This is a genomic window from Chitinophaga niabensis (genome assembly GCF_900129465.1).
Lineage (GTDB): Bacteria > Bacteroidota > Bacteroidia > Chitinophagales > Chitinophagaceae > Chitinophaga > Chitinophaga niabensis.
In genome coordinates this window covers 2,991,493-3,009,640 of sequence record NZ_FSRA01000001.1, presented here as the reverse complement: position 1 = coordinate 3,009,640, position 18,148 = coordinate 2,991,493, and the positions used below count along the sequence as shown (strand labels likewise).

General features: G+C 47.0%; 15 protein-coding genes. 9 read left to right on the top strand and 6 right to left on the bottom strand.

Features of this window, described 5'->3' with window-relative positions; translation table 11 throughout:
* Positions 1-35: 35 nt before the first annotated feature.
* Entirely contained in the window at positions 36-1,316 is a 1,281-nt protein-coding gene (locus BUR42_RS11745; RefSeq protein WP_074239401.1) for an N-acetylmuramoyl-L-alanine amidase family protein, read from the bottom strand.
* 361 nt (positions 1,317-1,677) lie between these two features.
* On the opposite strand from BUR42_RS11745, the gene BUR42_RS11740 reads away from it, so the two are divergent.
* Positions 1,678-4,314 (top strand): putative LPS assembly protein LptD, encoded by a 2,637-nt coding sequence (locus BUR42_RS11740; protein WP_159442257.1) that lies wholly within the window; start codon positions 1,678-1,680, stop codon positions 4,312-4,314.
* 62 nt (positions 4,315-4,376) lie between these two features.
* Here BUR42_RS11740 and BUR42_RS11735 read toward each other — a convergent pair whose 3' ends face one another.
* Entirely contained in the window at positions 4,377-4,970 is a 594-nt protein-coding gene (locus BUR42_RS11735) for a hypothetical protein (RefSeq protein WP_074239399.1), read from the bottom strand.
* A gap of 224 nt (positions 4,971-5,194) precedes the next feature.
* Between BUR42_RS11735 and BUR42_RS11730 the strand changes: the two genes are divergently transcribed.
* Positions 5,195-5,626: a hypothetical protein gene (locus tag BUR42_RS11730; protein WP_074239398.1), complete on the top strand. Its 432-nt coding sequence runs from the start codon at positions 5,195-5,197 to the stop codon at positions 5,624-5,626.
* Here BUR42_RS11730 and BUR42_RS11725 read toward each other — a convergent pair.
* Entirely contained in the window at positions 5,621-6,346 is a 726-nt protein-coding gene (locus BUR42_RS11725) for an Imm49 family immunity protein (protein ID WP_074239397.1), read from the bottom strand. The genes BUR42_RS11730 and BUR42_RS11725 overlap by 6 nt on opposite strands.
* Before the next feature lie 107 nt (positions 6,347-6,453).
* On the opposite strand from BUR42_RS11725, the gene BUR42_RS11720 reads away from it, so the two are divergent.
* Entirely contained in the window at positions 6,454-7,884 is a 1,431-nt protein-coding gene (locus BUR42_RS11720; protein WP_074239395.1) for a hypothetical protein, read from the top strand.
* Between the two features lie 9 nt (positions 7,885-7,893).
* On the top strand, positions 7,894-8,928 hold the full coding sequence (locus BUR42_RS11715) for an Atu2307/SP_0267 family LLM class monooxygenase (protein WP_074239394.1): 1,035 nt from the start codon (positions 7,894-7,896) through the stop codon (positions 8,926-8,928).
* On the opposite strand, the gene BUR42_RS11710 is transcribed toward BUR42_RS11715, so the two are convergent.
* On the bottom strand, positions 8,915-9,283 hold the full coding sequence (locus BUR42_RS11710) for a winged helix-turn-helix transcriptional regulator (protein ID WP_074239392.1): 369 nt from the start codon (positions 9,281-9,283) through the stop codon (positions 8,915-8,917). The genes BUR42_RS11715 and BUR42_RS11710 overlap by 14 nt on opposite strands.
* A 75-nt stretch (positions 9,284-9,358) precedes the next feature.
* On the opposite strand from BUR42_RS11710, the gene BUR42_RS11705 reads away from it, so the two are divergent.
* Entirely contained in the window at positions 9,359-10,027 is a 669-nt protein-coding gene (locus BUR42_RS11705; protein ID WP_074239391.1) for an NAD(P)H-dependent oxidoreductase, read from the top strand.
* On the opposite strand, the gene BUR42_RS11700 is transcribed toward BUR42_RS11705, so the two are convergent.
* On the bottom strand, positions 10,024-10,410 hold the full coding sequence (locus BUR42_RS11700; RefSeq protein ID WP_074239389.1) for an SRPBCC family protein: 387 nt from the start codon (positions 10,408-10,410) through the stop codon (positions 10,024-10,026). The genes BUR42_RS11705 and BUR42_RS11700 overlap by 4 nt on opposite strands.
* A gap of 101 nt (positions 10,411-10,511) precedes the next feature.
* Here BUR42_RS11700 and BUR42_RS11695 point away from each other — a divergent pair, with 101 nt between their 5' ends.
* The gene (locus tag BUR42_RS11695; RefSeq protein WP_143197419.1) at positions 10,512-11,213 is read left to right on the top strand and encodes a hypothetical protein; all 702 of its coding nucleotides are present in this window, start codon (positions 10,512-10,514) and stop codon (positions 11,211-11,213) included.
* A 35-nt stretch (positions 11,214-11,248) separates the two neighbouring features.
* Here the strand turns inward: BUR42_RS11695 and BUR42_RS11690 are convergent, their stop codons facing one another.
* Positions 11,249-12,865 carry an ankyrin repeat domain-containing protein gene (locus BUR42_RS11690; protein ID WP_074239386.1) on the bottom strand — a complete coding sequence of 539 codons (1,617 nt, stop codon included), beginning with the start codon at positions 12,863-12,865 and terminating at the stop codon, positions 11,249-11,251.
* 123 nt (positions 12,866-12,988) lie between these two features.
* Here BUR42_RS11690 and BUR42_RS11685 point away from each other — a divergent pair, with 123 nt between their 5' ends.
* The 3 genes from BUR42_RS11685 to BUR42_RS11675 are packed head-to-tail and all read left to right on the top strand — an operon-like array spanning position 12,989 to position 18,145.
* On the top strand, positions 12,989-13,570 hold the full coding sequence (locus tag BUR42_RS11685; RefSeq protein WP_159442256.1) for an RNA polymerase sigma-70 factor: 582 nt from the start codon (positions 12,989-12,991) through the stop codon (positions 13,568-13,570).
* 42 nt (positions 13,571-13,612) lie between these two features.
* Positions 13,613-14,623 (top strand): FecR family protein, encoded by a 1,011-nt coding sequence (locus BUR42_RS11680; RefSeq protein ID WP_074239384.1) that lies wholly within the window; start codon positions 13,613-13,615, stop codon positions 14,621-14,623.
* 27 nt (positions 14,624-14,650) lie between these two features.
* Positions 14,651-18,145 carry a TonB-dependent receptor gene (locus BUR42_RS11675; protein ID WP_084185527.1) on the top strand — a complete coding sequence of 1,165 codons (3,495 nt, stop codon included), beginning with the start codon at positions 14,651-14,653 and terminating at the stop codon, positions 18,143-18,145.
* Positions 18,146-18,148 lie beyond the last annotated feature (3 nt).

The window sequence follows — 18,148 nt, the reverse complement described above, 5'->3', positions numbered from 1 at the left end:
AAACAGAAATAATGCAAAAGGCGGGCCAAATACGGCTACAGGTCTACCCGTTCGCCGTTCTTGTAAGTTACAACAAAAGCATCGGCAAAACCTTGTTTTTTGGCTTTATATACAGCAGCATGTGCTTCTGCTTCTGTACGGAAGCTGCCCCATATATATTTATGTACTTTTTTCTTTCCTTGTTTGAGGTCTTCTCTTTCTATGGTACCATCCAGTTTCTGGAAGAGGGTAGCTCCCCGGGCATAGATCTTCTCTGAAGTCATCAGTTGTACCTTATAATGTACAGAAGGATCTGCAGCCGGGGCAGGAGGGGCTTCTGTTTTTACACTAACGGAGGTGGCTATATTTTGAACCGGGGCCTGCTGAACCGGGGCCGGTGTTTCTACAGGCGCAGCTTTACGACCGCTTTCGGCGGCTTTGTATATCCTTTCCAGTTCATCCTTATATCTTTTCACGGCGCGGGCTATGCAATTAGCCATTTCAGACTGGCCATCTGCGGAATTGAGGTAATTCTCTTCTTCCGGGTTGCTGATAAAGCCCAGTTCCACCAATACGCTGGGCATAGCGGTAGCATGAAGCACCAGGATGCCTTTATCGTTCCGCTGGCGTGCCCCTCTGCTGATACGGCCTACACGGGTGAATTCATCTTCCACCAGCGTACTGAGGCGCAGGCTTTGATCGAAATACACGTTGCGGAGGGTATTGAGCATGATCAGGGTTTCAGGATCTGAATTGGCCATCAGTTCTTTAGTTTCTTCGGAATTGGCATCAAACACGATCACGGAGTTGTTCCGCAGGGATTCTGTTTTAGCATTATTCTTACTGGTAGCCCATACATACGTTTCCGTACCCTTGGCAGGGTTAGGATATTTTTCATAGATGGCCACTTGCCTGGTCACCTTCTTTTTCTTTTTGTTCCTGTAAGTTTGTGTTTTATAACCTACTACCCTGGAAAGGTCCGCGGCGGCATTACAGTGAATGGAAATGAACAGGTCTCCCTGTGCTTCGTTGGCTATAGCGGCTTTACGGTGTACATCATCAAAACGGTCTGTTTTACGCGTATAAACTATTTTTACATCAGGCAGGGCTTCTTCCAGTATCTTTCCCAATTTCAGCGCAACGTCCAGGGCAACATCTTTTTCGTGTGAATATCTTCCTCTGGCACCGGGATCACTTCCTCCATGGCCGGCATCGATCACTATCGTACGGATAGGCTTATCCTGTACGGGGGAATCCGGTGTAGTTTTTGCATGAATGAACAAGGTATAGATAAGGCCTATGCCTAGTCCTGAAAATAAAACTCTTTTCCAGCGCATGTCAACATTTTATTTTAATGGGTTGTATTCAATTTGGCAAAGGTTCCTGTTCAACGTACACAATAATTTAATACTCATATGAAACACGCTTATCCGCCTCTCTTCCGCATTATCCCTTTTCAGGCACTTAGCACAGTATTTAATAATTTGTATAAAATCATGTAGGTTTGTGCCCGCTTAACACATGGACCCTCTCTGCAAAAATAATTATAAAAACATTTTAAGGCGGGTATTCCTGCCTTTGATTCTTCTATTAATATTGGCCTCGCCTTTATTTATAGACGCATATGCCCGCGCATCGGCACTTCCAGCTCACTACTTTAACAAAATTTTCACAGACACGGTTCCTTTGCCGCATGCCGTGAAATTTCCTGCCAGATCGGAATGGACGGATACCTCCCGCAAACCGAAAGATACTATTCGTCCCGTGATAAAACGAGGAATTGATAGTATTTCACCGGGGAAAGCGGTAGATAGCCTCACAATGGACAGTGTATCTGTAAAGACAGATACTATACCTAACGTTAAACTCTCCAAGGATAGTCTTACCGCTCCTGTATTTTATAAGGCGCAGGACTCCATTGTGATGTTTGTGAAAAAGAAGGAATTCCGCCTTTATAATAAAGCGGACGTTAAATATGGCGCCACTCAGCTCACGGGTAATACGATGGACTTTAACCAGCAGACAGGTATCCTTACTTCCCGGATGGGAGTGGATACAGCCGGGAAGCCAATCGACAAAGCGGTATTGAACGACGGTACCACCAGTTCAGATATGGACTCCGTGCAGTACAATTTCAATTCCGGCAAGGCCATGATCTTCCAGACCCGCGCACAATACGGGGAAGGATTTGTAAGCAGCGTCAAAGTAAAGAAACAGCCGGACAATACTGTTTTCGGTTTCCGGAACGGCTATACCACCTGTAACCTGGATACGCCGCACTTTGCTTTCAGGGCACGTAAGATCAAGGTAATACCTGATAAACTGATCGTATCCGGCCCTGCGAACCTTGAAATTGAAGGTATTCCCACACCTTTATTCATACCATTTGCCATTTTCCCGCTCAGTAACGGGCAGCGTACCGGTTTGCTGCCACCGCAATACGTGGTGAACCAGCAGAAGGGTATTGGCCTGGAGAACGGAGGATATTATTTCGGGCTGGGGGAGTACCTGGACCTTACCGTACGGGGAGATGTATATTCCTACGGAAGCTGGGGGCTTACTTTAAGCCCTACCTACCGGAAGCGGTATAAATATAACGGAGGATTTAACCTCGCCTTTGCCAATACGCGCAGTGGCGACCCGGAAATAAAATCGGAATTCACCCGCTCGCGCGACTTCAGGGTAACCTGGAGCCATAGTATGGACGGTAAGGCAAGGCCCGGGACCAATTTTGGCGCCAGCGTGAATTTTGGTACCACCAGTTACAACCAGTTCAATGTAACGGATGCAGCTACGCGGCTCAATAACAACATGAGCTCTTCCATCAACTATTCCAAAAGCTGGCAGGGAAAACCGTATAACCTTACGCTGGCACTGAACCACAGTCAGAATAACCTCACCCGCCAGGTGAACATTAACTTTCCGGATGGGTCTTTCAACGTAAACACGATATATCCTTTCCAGGCAAAAGAAATGACAGGCACCCCACGCTGGTATGAGAAGATAGGGATCAGCTACAATGCATTGCTCCGGAACAATATGAGCTTTATTGATACTGCTTTTGGCCGCCCTGCGATGTTTGACAACCTGCAGGCCGGTATACAGCACCAGATCCCTGTTACCCTGTCTATCCCCGTGACTAAGAACCTTACGCTTTCTCCCAGTATTAACTATACGGAGAAGTGGTACATCCGCAAGTTGCAGTTGAGATATAACCAGGTAAAGGAACGTTACGATACTATCTACGAAAATGGTTTCTTCAGGAGCAGCGCCATGTCTACCGGTGCTTCACTGGCTACCGCCATTTATGGTATGTATAGTTTCAAGAATAAGAATTCCGCTGTACAGGCCGTGCGTCATGTAATGCGCCCGAATATTGGGATCAGTTACTCTCCGGACCTGGCCAGTAAGGATTATTACACGGTGCCTGCAACTCCATACGGTAAACTGAACAGGTTCCAGCGGTTCTCTTATTATGATGGCGCACCCTTTGGCCCCTCTCCGTCAGAGACCTTTGCGGGTTTGACCTTTGGGTTGGATAACAACCTGGAAATGAAGGTGAAATCCAAGAAGGATACTTCCGGCGTGCGTAAGATCAAATTACTGGATGGTTTTGGGATCAGCAGCAGCTATAACCTGGTGGCGGATTCTTTCAACCTGAGCCCTTTCTCCCTGAATGCCCGTACTAACCTGTTTGATAAAATAAACATTTCCTTTGGTGGTACTTTAGATCCTTACCAGCTGGATAGCCTCGGTACGCGTATCGACAAATATACCTGGAAAGGGGGCAACTTCAGCCTTGGCCGTTTAACGAATGCGAATATCGCTATCAGCACCTCTTTCCAGAGCCAGGATAAAAAGAGCAAGGAAAAGGAGGCAAAAAAGAAAGAGGAAGAAGAGAACGGGGATGTACCGCTGGATGCTGCACTGGAAGAAAAACGGCGGCAAATGGAAATGATGCGGGCTAACCCGGGAGATTATGTGGATTTTGATATTCCCTGGCGCCTGGACCTTTCTTACAGTTTGAACTATACCCGCAGCAGAACGTTAGACCGTTTGCGGGATACAACCATATTCCAGCAGTTCCTTGGTTTTAACGGGGATTTCAGCCTTACGCCCAAGTGGAAGATCATTGTTTCCAGCGGGTTTGATTTCCGGTTAAAACAGATCTCATATACCAATCTTACCATCTCCCGTGACCTGCACTGCTGGCAGATGAGCATCAACTTAGTGCCATTCGGGAGCTACCGTCAATTCAGTATCACCATCAATCCAAAGGCCGGTATCCTGCGCGACCTCCGGATAAACCGAACGCGGCAGTTCTTCGATCTGTAGCGGGCCAGAGAAAGGCCCGGTATAAATAAAAAAGCAAGTCCGTGAAGACTTGCTTTTTTATTTTAGAAATTGAAAGTGCAACCCAAACCTACAAGGTCCGGTTTACTGCCTGTAATACCTTTAAAATAAGACATCCTTATTTCTATTGCTTTACCACCTCCGCCAACACGGATACGCATCCCTGCATTGGCAGCAGGACCGGTAGAACTTCCTTCAACAATGATCGGATCGCCATTTTCATCAAAGTAATCCGAATCCGTTGATGCACTGTAATGATAGCCGAATCCGCCGCCCACAAAACCTCCAATACGGCTCCTGTTTGCTTTTGTGGAACCTGCTGCGAAGTTGAGGTTCACCATCACCGGAGCGTGGAACATGAAACCAAGGGTATTGGTTTCCTCACTATAACCATAAGCGTTGTTATAGTTGTAGCTCCCGGAAAACCCAACACTCACAGGGATACCCACGGAAACAGACAGGGCTTCCGTTTCCACAAAATTAAACCTCGGCGAATAAGTAAGTGCGAAAGAAAGCCTGGGATCCAGGTCCTCCACTTTATCAAAATAGAACCCAATGCCTGCGCCATGCATAAAACTTTGGGAAAAGGCATTGGAAACACCAAAGGTGGCCAATACCAGAAAGAGTATTTTTTTCATAAAGGGTAAGGGATAATTGTTAGTATAAAGGTAACTAACTGATTTTAAATTAAAAGCATATGTTATAATAATTCCATTGATAACTAAGTTATCTACAATCCTTTCTCATTGATTAAGAGGGGATAAACGTCTGTATGGGCATAAGTAGAGAATCACAGGTTTAGGTGATGGAGGGCAAAAAAATATGAAGTAGATTTGGCCAACAATCAAAAAGTGGATAAACAATGGCTGCAAAGATTTTAAAGGATGAAATTTATGAACAGGTAGAACTGATCTCCGAAATGGGGAACGATTTCGCGGACGATGAAGAGTATGCCGCTGCGATCGAAAAGTTCAAGGAGGCGCTGGAGCTGGTACCAGAGCCAAAGCATGAATGGGAGGCCGGTACCTGGTTATATTCCAGTATCGGGAACATGTATTTTATGCTGGACGACTTTGAAAATGCCGGGAAGTATTTCGGTAATGCCATCCAAAGCCAGGAAGGCAAGCTCAATTCATTCAATCAAATGCGGTTAGGACAATCTTCCCTGGAAATGAAACAGGAAGATAAAGCCCTGGAACACCTGTTAAAAGCTTACAGGATGGGCGGTAAAGGTCTTTTTGCCGAAGAAGACACCAAATACCTGGCATTCCTCAGCAAACGCGTGAAATTATAGTTCCTTAAAGAATTCGTATCCATCATATTCGTACAGTTCCCTGAGCGGCAATATCGGCTGTGGTACCAGGGAACTGTCTGTTTTTACGTACATCCCTATGCGGTAAGCCAGCTTGGTGAGCACGGCTGCTTCTGTTGAAAAATACCTGCATTGCAGATCACTCAGCTTTCGGTCATCGTGTGTTCTGATCAGCTTCTGCAGGCCGGTTTCTACTTTCTCCTGGTCATCCCGCAACAAGCCCTCAAATACATCCGCACATCCATGGTAGGCCGCAAAGGCGGTTTGGGCTTTAATAACGGCTATCTGTTTTTCCAGGTCCTGCCGTTTGCCGGTGAGCACATCCTGTATGGCTTTGTTGTAGGCGTATGCCAGCATATGTTCGTTGGCATAGTGGTCCGGCAGAAGGCTGTACCGTTTGATGAGGCCGCTGTGATCGCTCAGTACGGCATAACCTATCAGGTTAATGGCTCCATTGAAGCGCCAGTTATAACGTTTGATCATGTATTCGCCGGACAGGGCCGCTTTGTAGAAGTATTGGCGGGCCTTGTCAAAATCCTGTTCCTGGAACATAGCGTAGTAGGCTTTTACTACATTTACCTGCTCCAGGGAGGCTATCCGCGGCATTTCTTCCCGGTGCTCTTTGAGCTTTTCCAGGTGGTGGATCTCGGATGCCACGGTTTCATAATAGGTTTCAGTAAGTAACTGCTGGTTGCTTTGCATAGGATAATAGGTGTATAGGTTCCCTAAATATACAATAATTATATATTATAAGTATATAGCCCTGATCCTGAGATTTTTGCTATATTAGTTAAAGAGGTACCCCGCTTATGAAGAATTTTACCTTTTTCTTGTTATTGCTCTGTTCCCTGCCGGCAGGTGCGCAGGATGCAAATTACTGGTCGTCTTATTACGGCCCGGGTGGTTTTTTTGCCCCCGGGGCGGTGATCGCGAATAATAAAGATAGCGGGGTGTTGTTCTATAACCCGGCCCTGCTGGCTTTGTCCCATAAAAAAGCAGTGTCTGTGAGCGGGAGCATTTACCAGCTGGAATCCATTAAAATAAAGAACGGGGCAGGTACCGGAAAGGACCTGTTGTCCAGTAATACTTCCAGTGTACCGCAGATGCTTACAGGAACTGTGATGTTGGGCAGGAAGAAACCATTTTATGTATCCTATGCCCTGATCAATTCTTCCATCCTTAATTTTTCTGCTTCCCAGCGGCAGGAAGCGCAGATGAATGTATTACATGATTCTTATAGCCCGGGTACGGAATATTACATTGGCCAGATGACGTTGCAGAACCAGATCAAATCATCGGCGGCATCACTGAGTGCGGGTTACCGGCTGAATGAAAGATGGGCGATGGGTGTTACGGCAGAGGGTTCGTTCTACCGGCAGCATTATAGTAATAACATCGCGTCAAGGGCACTGATCAATGGAGGCAGTTCTTCCTTAAGGCTGGCCAGTAACGAGGCCTTGTACGAAGTATCCTATAATCACATCGGTTTTCGTTTAAAAGGCGGGCTGGCTTATGAACAAAACAAGCATCATGCAGGGCTGATGATCTCTTCGCCCCTGGCGCATGTTGGTGGAAGCGCTACCTTGTTCGGGGACCTGGCGATTACCAATATCAGGGATGTTTATTCAGGGGAGATGATCCATTTGCTGGCCAGTACAAGGCAAACCAAATTAAGATCCAAATGGAAGATGCCATTGAGCATTGCAGCAGGATATGCATACGATCATGCTAAGGGGCAGATCTATGTGGCCGGGGAATATTTCCTGCCTGTCAAAGAATATGGTGTAGTTATCCCGCGTAATGAGTATTTCCTGCGGCCCGATACGGGTAATAACAATTTGCTGACGGCCGCTTTACTGCGACTGAAAGATGCCCGTAAGGCTGTTTTTAATATGGCGCTGGGAGCCAGTTACGAGGTGAAGGAACATATTGTTGCGTATTGTTCATTGAGAACAGATTTCTCTTATGCGGACAATAGCTTGTTCACCAGCGGCACAGGAAATACATCTTATACCGCAGCATGGAATAATTTTCATTGCCAGATCGGAGGGAACCTGCGGAGAAAGAAATACAACCTGCGGGTGGGATTATTGCTGGCATACGGGCAAACGGGTAAATATCTGCAGCCTGTAAACTTTGATCAGCCCAATGATGAAAACTACTTACTGGGGGATGCAAAAGAAACGAAGGCACATCATTTCTTAACAGGATTGATGCTGGCTTTTATACATAATTTATAAATTGTGATCATGGAATTAGGTATCAGTACGTTCGGAGAAGTAAAACCTGAAGGTGTTTCGGGGCATGCAGCAGAATCCTTTTTGCGGATGCAGGAATTGATTGCGGAAGGCCAGCTGGCGGATGAAGTAGGGTTGGATGTTTTTGCTTTGGGGGAACATCATCGCCCTGATTTTATTATCTCTGCGCCGGAGGTAGCGCTGGGAGCTATTGCAGCTGTTACAAAGAACATCCGGCTTTCCAGTTCTGTTACGGTGTTGAGTTCTGCAGACCCGGTGCGTGTGTTCCAGAACTTTGCCACGCTGGACCTTGTTTCCGGTGGGCGGGCAGAGATCATGGCGGGCAGGGGATCTTTTACGGAATCCTTTCCGTTGTTCGGTTACAGCCTGAATGATTACGATACCCTGTTTGCAGAGAAACTCGAGATGTTATTGCGCATCAACGAAAGTGAGATCATTTCCTGGAAGGGTAAGTTCAGGGCGCCTTTCATGCAACGGGGTATTTATCCAAGACCTTATCAACCCTCCTTGCCGATATGGCTGGCAGTTGGCGGCACACCTGCTTCTGCTAAGAGGGCGGGGAGATTGAACCTGCCGATGACGGTAGCCATACTTGGTGGCAAACCTGCGCAGTTTGTTCCTTTCATCAACCTCTACCGCCAGGCTGCGTTGGAAGCAGGGCATGATGTAGAGAAATTACAACTGGGGATCAATTCTCAATTTTATGTAGCAGAAGATTCAGAACAAGCGGCGGATGAATTTTATCCTTCTTATGAGATCCTGATGAACAGGGTGGGGCAGGAGAGAGGATGGCATCCTATGACGCGGGAGCAGTTTGAATACCTTCGGATGCCTGATGGGCCTTTGTTTGTGGGAAGTGTGAAGGAGATCACGGAAAAGATCATCTATCAGCATGGCTTATTCAAACATACCCGTTTCCTCGCACAGATCGTGAAAGGATATATCTCGCATGATAAAGTATTACGCGCTATAGAATTGTTTGGGAAAGAGGTGGCACCTGCTGTAAGAAAAGCTATACCAGGTTAAGGGAGCGTTTTTTATGCGCAAGCCCCCAATGCTCTAATTCCTGCCAGATGGGAATGAGGGCCATGCCGCTTTCTGATAACCTGTATTCCACTCTTGGCGGCACTTCTGCATAGGCCATTCTTTCTATCAATCCATCTTTTTCCAGCTCCCGCAGATGCAGGGTAAGCATCCTGTCTGTAATACCCGGGATGATCTTTTTAAGTTCACTGAAACGCATGGTACGTTTCTCGAGTTTATAGAGGATGATCAGTTTCCATCTGCCGCCGATCATGTCTACTGCATAGATCATTCCGCAGAAGTTCGCGAGGGTTTCTTTATTGATGCTATTGGTAGATGTTATTTTCCTTTTCGCCATTACTTACATTTTTGTGAGTTGCGTACAATGGGCTGCCGCCGTACGAAATTACGAACAGGCTGGTAATTTTGGTGAATGAAAATATTGATCGTATACGCACATCCTGAACCAAAGAGCATGAACGCCGCTATGTTCCATGAAGCTGTTGAAGCATTGGAAGCAGCAGGGCATGAAGTAAAAACAACAGACCTCTATGCCATGCGGTTCAATCCTGTGTCCGGCAGGCATAATTTCACCACTACCCTCGACCCGCAATTCTTCAAACAACAACTGGAAGAGGTACATGCTACGAAGCAGAATGGTTTTGTTCCTGAACTGGATGCAGAACAGCAGAAAGTGGAATGGTGCGATCTGATGATCTGGCAATTCCCCATGTGGTGGTTCGGCGTGCCGGCTATCCTCAAAGGCTGGGTGGACAGGGTGTTTGCCATGGGCCGCATCTACGGTGGCGGGCATATTTATGAAACGGGTGTTTTCAATGGTAAAAAGGCATTGCTCTCCCTCACTACAGGAGGAAAAGAAGCGGATTATCTTAAGAATGGGTTTAACGGTGACCTGCTTAGTATGCTGAAACCCTTACACAGAGGAATATTTCAGTTCACCGGGTTTTCTGTATTACATCCCCAGGTAGTGTACGGGCCCGCCAGGATGTCTCTGGCAGAAAGGACAGAAGCATTGGCCGGCTGGCATTCCAGGCTGCAGGAGGTGTTTAATGAAACACCTATTGAGGTAGGTACTTATTAAAGACCTTCCGCCAATTCTTTTACTGCCTGTAAAGCAGCATCCCAGCCTGCCGAAGCATCTTCATATGATTCAACGGGGTCTTCTTTTGCGAGCAGTAAAGTGGAACCCTGCTGATCGAGGAATTCATAAGTGATCGTAGACAATATGGAATGCCCATCTTCCGGACGGAAAAGATGATGCTGCAGCAATTGGTTGGGTATTATTTGCAGGATAACACCCTGCGTGTACATTTTTCCATCTGCGCCTTTCCAGCCGAAAGAACTGCCCGCTTTCCAATCCGAAATATATTCACCGCCCATCTTCCGGGTTACTTCCGGATTGGTGAACACCTCCCATACCTTGGCAGGCGTGGCGTTGATGAGGATGCTTTTTTCTATCTGCATATAACAATATAAGCATTTCAGGCATTATTCTCAACACTTCGTGCAAACGTGAACATACGGCCGGAGGCAAATATGTAGCTTGCCGTAAAACCGAAACCTGCATGCAACACATTCAGCAAGTGCTGGAAAACCGCCAGCAACAACTCCGCCGCTCCCCATTATGTTTAATGATCGATGATGCTTCCCTGGCTATGGAATCCCGCTTAGGATTCACCCCTGTTATGCTTTTTTTTGTGATGGGATTTAAAGATATCCTGGACACGATGAAGGTTGAAAACAGTACAGATCCATTGCAGCAAAGTGTGAATACACATTGTGATGAAGATTCCTTTCACTGGCAATGGTACCTGAAAGACCTGGAACGTATCAGCTATGGTAAAGCATTTCTGAAGCACCCCGGAACCGTGATGTTTGAAAAGATCTGGTCTGCGCCCTATAGTGCAGCCCGGGAGGTAGTATATGAAAGTATCCACCTGGCTAAAACCTATAACACACCTTTCTATAAACTGGTGATCATTGAAGCGCTGGAAGCTACCTTTGATTGCTTTAATGATCCGGTGTTCAGGCTGGTGAACAGCATGGGCAGGCAGGATGAACTGGAATATTTTGGCCAGGTGCATGCGCATTCTGAAGCCAGCCATGCACTGCATGAAGAAGAGGAAAGCGACTACCTGCCTGATGAAACAGAGATAAGAAATGCGCACCTGATCGTGAACAGGATATTTGATGCGTTTGAAAAAGTATTTGACTGCTGGTACCGGGAGGGGCGTATGGCCATCGCAGCATTATCTGTGCAGAATTAAACAGGGGATCCATTGATCGAAGGAACAGGAAGGTTTTAGGCTTCCAGCAGTGCCGCAATTTCAATATGACCCCTGCGCTTTGCCCATGCTAATGGCTGGGCCCAGGGCTTTTCTTCAGGCAGGCTGGGATCCGCTCCTTTAGCGAGCAGGAATTTCACCATTTCCTTTTTCCCGTATTTAGCAGCATACCCTAATGGTGTGGAGTAGAATTCTTCATCTACTGCATTAATGTCTGCGCCATGTTTCAAATATATTTCTGCACTGGTTACATCACCTCTCTCTGCAAAACGATGGAGAGGCGTAATACACAGCCAGTTAGCATGATTAGGGTCCATGCCCTGCTGAAAGAGATATTCCGTCATTTCACGGGATTTCTCCGGTGTTTTGTTGTTTATGCCTACAGCGATCTTTTTCACCAGGTCCGGCTGGTAACGTAACATTAAACGGGCAAGATCATAATGCCCTTCTTCCAATGCGCTTCCCAATGCACCTGGGTTATTGGCCAGTGCAGGATTGGCTGCGAATACGGCGGCAGCCGTCATAAGATCTCCATGATGCGCCAGCAGATCAACAGAGCGGGAAGCACCATAGGAGCAGAGCAGGTTGAGCATAGGCTGGTTGTTGTTATGGATCACAGCGCTGAGGGTATCTGCGGAACTTTCAACAGGCACATTGGGATGGGCACCATAGTCCAGCAGCAGTTGTACCATTTCCATATTGCCACTGAGTACTGCGCTGTGCAATGCATGGCCCTGCGGAGCAATACCTTCTTCCGGCAGATTAGGGTCAGCACCTCTTTCCAATAATAAACGCATGAGTTCAACATTACCGCCGATGGCGGCATTTTTTATAAGGGAGCCCCCGCCGGCATAGTAGCTTACGTATTTGGCGATGCCATTTACAAGCGTAGGGTCCTCATCCAGTAATTCACGTACCCTTTCCAGGTTGCCGGTAACAGCAGCCATATAAACATCCAGGTAAGCGCCGCGGGCAATGAGGTGATCGTAGATCTCACGGGGCGTTGGATTACCTTCTTTGGGAACATCCCTCCAGCCACGAAAGCCATAGTCGCCATTGCAGAGTTGTAATGGCCTGGCACCGTCTGCCCGTTCTGCGTTGATATCTGCACCACGGGATAACACTTCGTCTATCATTTCCGGCTGGCGTGTCATAACTGCCCAATGGATAGGCTGGTTGGAGTTTTCATCCAGTCCGGATACATATTCAGGATGAGCGTCCAGCAAGGCACGTACTTTCTGAAGGTCCCTGCTGCGGATGGCTTCGGCCATGATGGTGCCGCCTTCCGTACCTGCTTTACCGGTTATGGCTGTTTCGAGTATCTGTTGTATCTCCGGAAAGCCACGATCTTTCGCTATCTGCAATAGGGTGTCAGGGCAGCCGGAACTGATGGGATTTGCTCCGTGTTCCAGCAAAAAGACCACTGCTGCCGGTTGGTTTTCCCTTACGGCAAAGGACATGGGATTACGGTAACCAAATTCACTCCGGTAAAGGGTAGGATCTTTTTCCAGTAAACTTTTCATGGTGGGGAGATCTCCTGCTTTGGCAGCGCAGAACATTTCCCATACATCTGTACCTTTCCCGGTAGACCAGAAGAGGGGCGTATCTTTGCGGAGTTCTTCGGGTTGCGTCATAATGCAGGTTTTGAGGGTGGTAGCTAAATTTAAAATATTTTTCCTCTCCTTGTAAGTATTTTTATACTACTTCACTGTCCTTTAAGGTGAAATATGGCGGATAGCAACACTAATATCAGGGAGTTGCAACTACAAATTGCACGTTACGGTAATGAACAGGCCTTCTCCGGTTTGTTCAGGCTATTGTATGACCGGTTGCTCCGGTTCTGCATGCAATATGTCTATTCCCGGGAGGCTGCGGAAGAAATTGTTTCCGATGTGTTTGTAAAGATCTGGAACCGCCGGAAGGAACTGATGAATATCAGCAACCTGGAAGTTTATCTTTTTGTGGCCGTTAAAAACCATGCGCTCAACCACCTGCAGCAATATTCCTCACTGCGCATTACACCCATCGATACAGGGCTTTCTCAACTGAGCGGACCTCCTGATCCTGAAAAGGAAATGGAATGGAAAGAGATGCGCCTGCAGCTGGACCATGAAGTGAATAAACTGCCTGACCAATGCCGCAAGGTATTTAAGCTGATCAAAGAAGAAGGGTTTAAATATAAAGATGTGGCAGTGATCCTGAACATCTCTTCCAGAACAGTGGAAACCCAACTGTACCGTGCCGTACGGCGTTTAAATGAAGCGCTTTCTCCCTACCTCCCCAGCAAAAAGAAACCGCCGTTATTGATCCTCATTTCCATCATTCCATTATTTTTTTAAAGCTTGTAAGTAGTTTTTGATCTTGGACTGTCCTTATGCTATATGATAAACGAAGAACAATTCATCTCACTGGCTGCCAGGAAACTGGCAGGGCAAGCCACGGCAGCAGAATTGCAGGAGCTGGAAGACCTTTTGCAACAGCATGAAGAGCTGAAAGCGCGTTATATCTTATTACAACAATATTTTACGGAATCTACTTACCAATCCGCTACAGATACAGAGCAGGCCCTGCAACGTACCTGGGGAAAGATCAGTTTGCAACAGGAGGAAACCAAAAGCAACCGCTGGAAGTGGATCGGTGCTGCAGCGGCAGTAATTGCCGGGATCGCTATTGTTGCTGTATTCCTCTGGCCGGTACGTACAGAAGAAATGAAGCTGGCGGTATTGAAAGATACGGCACAATGGCTCAACCGCCAGAATGGAAAAGGCACCAGGGCAGTGATAGAACTGGGAGATGGCAGCAAGATCTGGCTAAATGCGGACAGCCGTATCTCTTATCCTGAAGTGTTCGGCAAACATAGCAGGGAAGTATACCTGAATGGGGAAGCGTTCTTCAAGGTAACAGGTAATCCTGACCGGCCATTTATTGTACATCTGAATAATGGTATGGTAAAGGTACTGGGCACTTCATTCAATGTACGTGCCTACGATAATGAACCTGTGCAGACTTCTGTGACCACCGGCAAGGTGGCCTTTATTCCCAGGTATGAGAATGAGCAAGGTACCCCTGATACTTTTTACATCACACCGGATGAAAAGTTGATCTACAAACCCACTACACATAATATCGTAAAAGAAGCTACGTCAGGAGAAGATGATAAAGCCTGGACGGAAGGAAGGCTTGTATTCAGGGATGTTTCCCTGGAAGAGATCTGCCTTGAACTAGAAAGGACATTTGGCAAAAAGATCGAGTTTCAATCGGATAAACCACGTCAGTACCGGATGACCGGATCGTTTCAGAACAACAACTTACAGGAAATACTGTATTACCTAACTAAATCAAAATCTTTTTCATATTCCATTACTGACAGCACCCTGCTGATCAGTGAATAAAAACTGAGATTCAAATTCGCTATCGTTATGAAAGAAAGAACGCTACAATTGATGGCGCCTTTCCGTTCGTTGTTCCTGCCGCTGATTGGCTGCTTAGCCTTTTTCAGCATGCTAGACCTGAAAGCGCAGCAATTATATGCTGCCAACAGGAGAGCCGTTTCCGTGGAACAACAGGCAAAGGACCCAAAGAAACCGCTTGAAAACCGCATCAGCTTGCAGGTGAAGAACCAGAAGCTAACGGATGTGCTGGAAAAGATCGAACAGCAAACGCCCTATGTGTTTGTGTATTCGAACGATGAGATCAGCGTTTCGCAAAAGATCTCGCTCAATGTAAAAGACAAAAAGCTGGAAGAGATACTGGAGATGATCTTTTCTCCATTGGACATCCGCTTTGAACTGATCAATAACAAGATCATACTGAAACAGGGAAACGTATTCGCCGCCGTATTTTCACAGCAGGAGAACGTGACCATTAATGGTCGGGTGGTAAGTGATAACGGTGAAGGCATCCCTGGAGTAAACGTTCGCCTGCAGAATGTTCCCAATGTGGGAACAGTTACCAATGAACAGGGTAATTTCACTTTACAGATCCCCGCAAAGGAAGCAAACGGCACGCTGCTCTTTACTTCCGTGGGCTTTGCACCTGCTACGGTGGCTATTAACAGCCGCACCAGCATCACAGTGGTCATGAGCACGGATTCAAAAGAACTGGGTGAAGTGGTGATCACGGCGTATGGTTCACAAAGGAAGAAACAGGTTACTGCTGCCATCAGCACTATCTCTTCCAAGGACCTGGAAAGCAGGCCGGTGGCCAATATGTACCAGGCTTTGCAGGGAACGGCACCTAACCTCATTTTGCAGCAGAGCACGGCAGAACCGGGCGCTGCACTTACATTGAACATCCGTGGTGTGGGAAGCCTCACCGGCAATGGCCCCCTGATCATTATAGACGGTGTGCAAACCGGCGGCGATGGACTGCAGAACCTGAACCCCAATGATGTGGAAAGCATCTCTGTACTGAAAGATGCGGCTTCTTCCGCCATCTATGGTTCCCAGGCTGCCAATGGCGTGATCTATGTGACCACCAAAAAAGGGAAACGGGATGATAAACCCGTGGTGCAATACAACGCCATGTACGGATGGCAGATCCCAACTGCTTTACCTGAGCAGGTAGAAGGATGGGAGTACATGACGCTGAAGAATGAAGCGTTAGTGAATTCCGGTAAAACACCACAATACACTCCCAGCCAGATCAAATACTGGAAGGACAGGGGTTCTGAGCCTGCCTTCCTGAAAGAGATGCTGCGCAAATACACACCACAGCAGAATCATAGCCTTAGCTTAACAGGCGGCAGCAAGAACACCAGCTACCTGCTCTCTCTCGGATACGTGAACCAGGGCAATATGCTGCAGAACAAATATCTGCCTTCTGATGCAGACCTGTTCTACAAACGTTATAATGCCCGTGCGAATGTATCTGTGGATGTAAGTAAGTATGTGAAAGTGGATGTGAATATTGCTTATGCTAAATCTTATTTCAACAAACAACAGGCAGACATCGGTTTCCTGATGCGGGATGCGATGCGTACACCACGTATTTATCCGGTGAAGGATTCTCTCGGAAATTATGTAGTGCCTGCACTGAACAGTAATAACGTGATCGCACAGCTGGAAAAGCAGGGGTATAACAGAAATGAAAGGGATAACCTGCTGGGTGGCCTGAATGTGATGATCACACCTATAGAGCATTTCCGTATCAACCTGAATGCTTCCGGCAGTTATACCATCAACAACTTCGTGAACCGCCAGAATAAATATTCTTATGCACCTTATTATACTACGGCGAACCCTCCACCATATAACAGGCAGGAAGTATCAGAATACAAAGACCTTACCACCAACGTATACGCTACTGCTGAGTATGAAAACACCTTTGGCGATCACTATGTGAAAGGACAGGTGGGAGCAAGGAGTGATGCTATCAATGAAGGTTATGGTTTTATGGCCACAAGGTATGGTGGTACCAACCTGGATGATGACTGGACCATTGGCGGCGGATATATCCCCAAACCGGATGGCACATTTGATTATGGCACCATCGGTCAATACAATGGTATCACCAATCCTAACCTATATGCACTGAACTCGCTCTTTGGGAGATTGAACTATGCCTACAAGGACAAATACCTGGCTGAATTCACCTGGCGGTATGATGGTTCTTCCAAACTGGCACCGGGCCACCGCTGGCAGTTCTTCCCGGCATTCTCTTTAGGATGGCGTTTAACGGAAGAGGCTTTTATGGAAGATTTCAGGAACCGTTTCGGCAATGTGAAACTCCGTTATTCATGGGGGCAGGTGGGTAATTCCAACATCGGCGGATTCAATTATCTCGCGCGTGTAAACCTGAACCCCAGCAAATACCCGTTCAACAATACGGCAAATCCGGGCGCTGATTTTACTGCTTATAACGAGTTACTGGAATGGGAGATCTCTACCATGACCAACTACGGTGTGGACGTTGATCTGTTCCGGAATAAACTCTCTTTCTCTTTTGATTATTACGATAAGCAAACCTCCGGTATCTATCTGACACAGGAAGTACCGGGTACTGCCGGCATCGGTTCTTCTCTACAGAATGTAGGCAAGGTGCAGAACCGGGGTTGGGAAATAGCGCTTTCCTACCGCGGAAAAACAGGCCAGTTCAATCATACCGTAAGTGCAAACCTGGCGGATAACCTGAACAAGGTGATCACTTATGGCCCTGAATCCATCCGTGGTTCAGACTATACTTTCATTATCAGGGAAGGTTTCCCCATCGCTTCTTATTTCGGATATAAATCTGATGGTCTCTATCAGAACCTGGACGATATCAAGAACGCTCCGAAAGTACCTTTCGCTTATAACCAGCAGGTACAACCGGGAGATATCAAATACATTGACCGGAATAAGGATGGTGTGATAGATGCAAACGACCGTTATGTGTTTGGGAATCCCTTCCCGCGTTATACGTTTGGTTTCACTTACAATGTTTCCTGGAAGAACTTTGATTTCACGATGTTCTGGCAGGGTGTGGGCAAGCGTTCCCAGTTCCTCCGCGGAGATATTGTGGAAGCATTCCATAACAACGAAGACCATGCTTTCGTACAACATATCGATCGCTGGACACCAACCAATCCGGGTGCTTCTTATCCGCGCCTGACCATTGGTACGGCTAATGCGAACAACTTTGCTTACTCCGATTACTGGATGTTTGACACCAAATATGCACGGTTAAAGAACCTGCAGCTGGGTTATACTCTGCCTAAATCCCTCACGGGCAGGGCAAGGATGCAAAGCGTGCGGGTATACTTCACCAGCCAGAACCTGCTGACGATCACACCGGGCCGTTTCCGCGAACTGGGTGTAGATCCTGAGTTCACGCAGTATGATGATAAACTGGGGTTTAATAATTATAACGCCATCGCAGGCCGTAACTATCCAAACTCGGCCACGTTTGCTTTTGGGTTAGATATCAAATTCTGATAA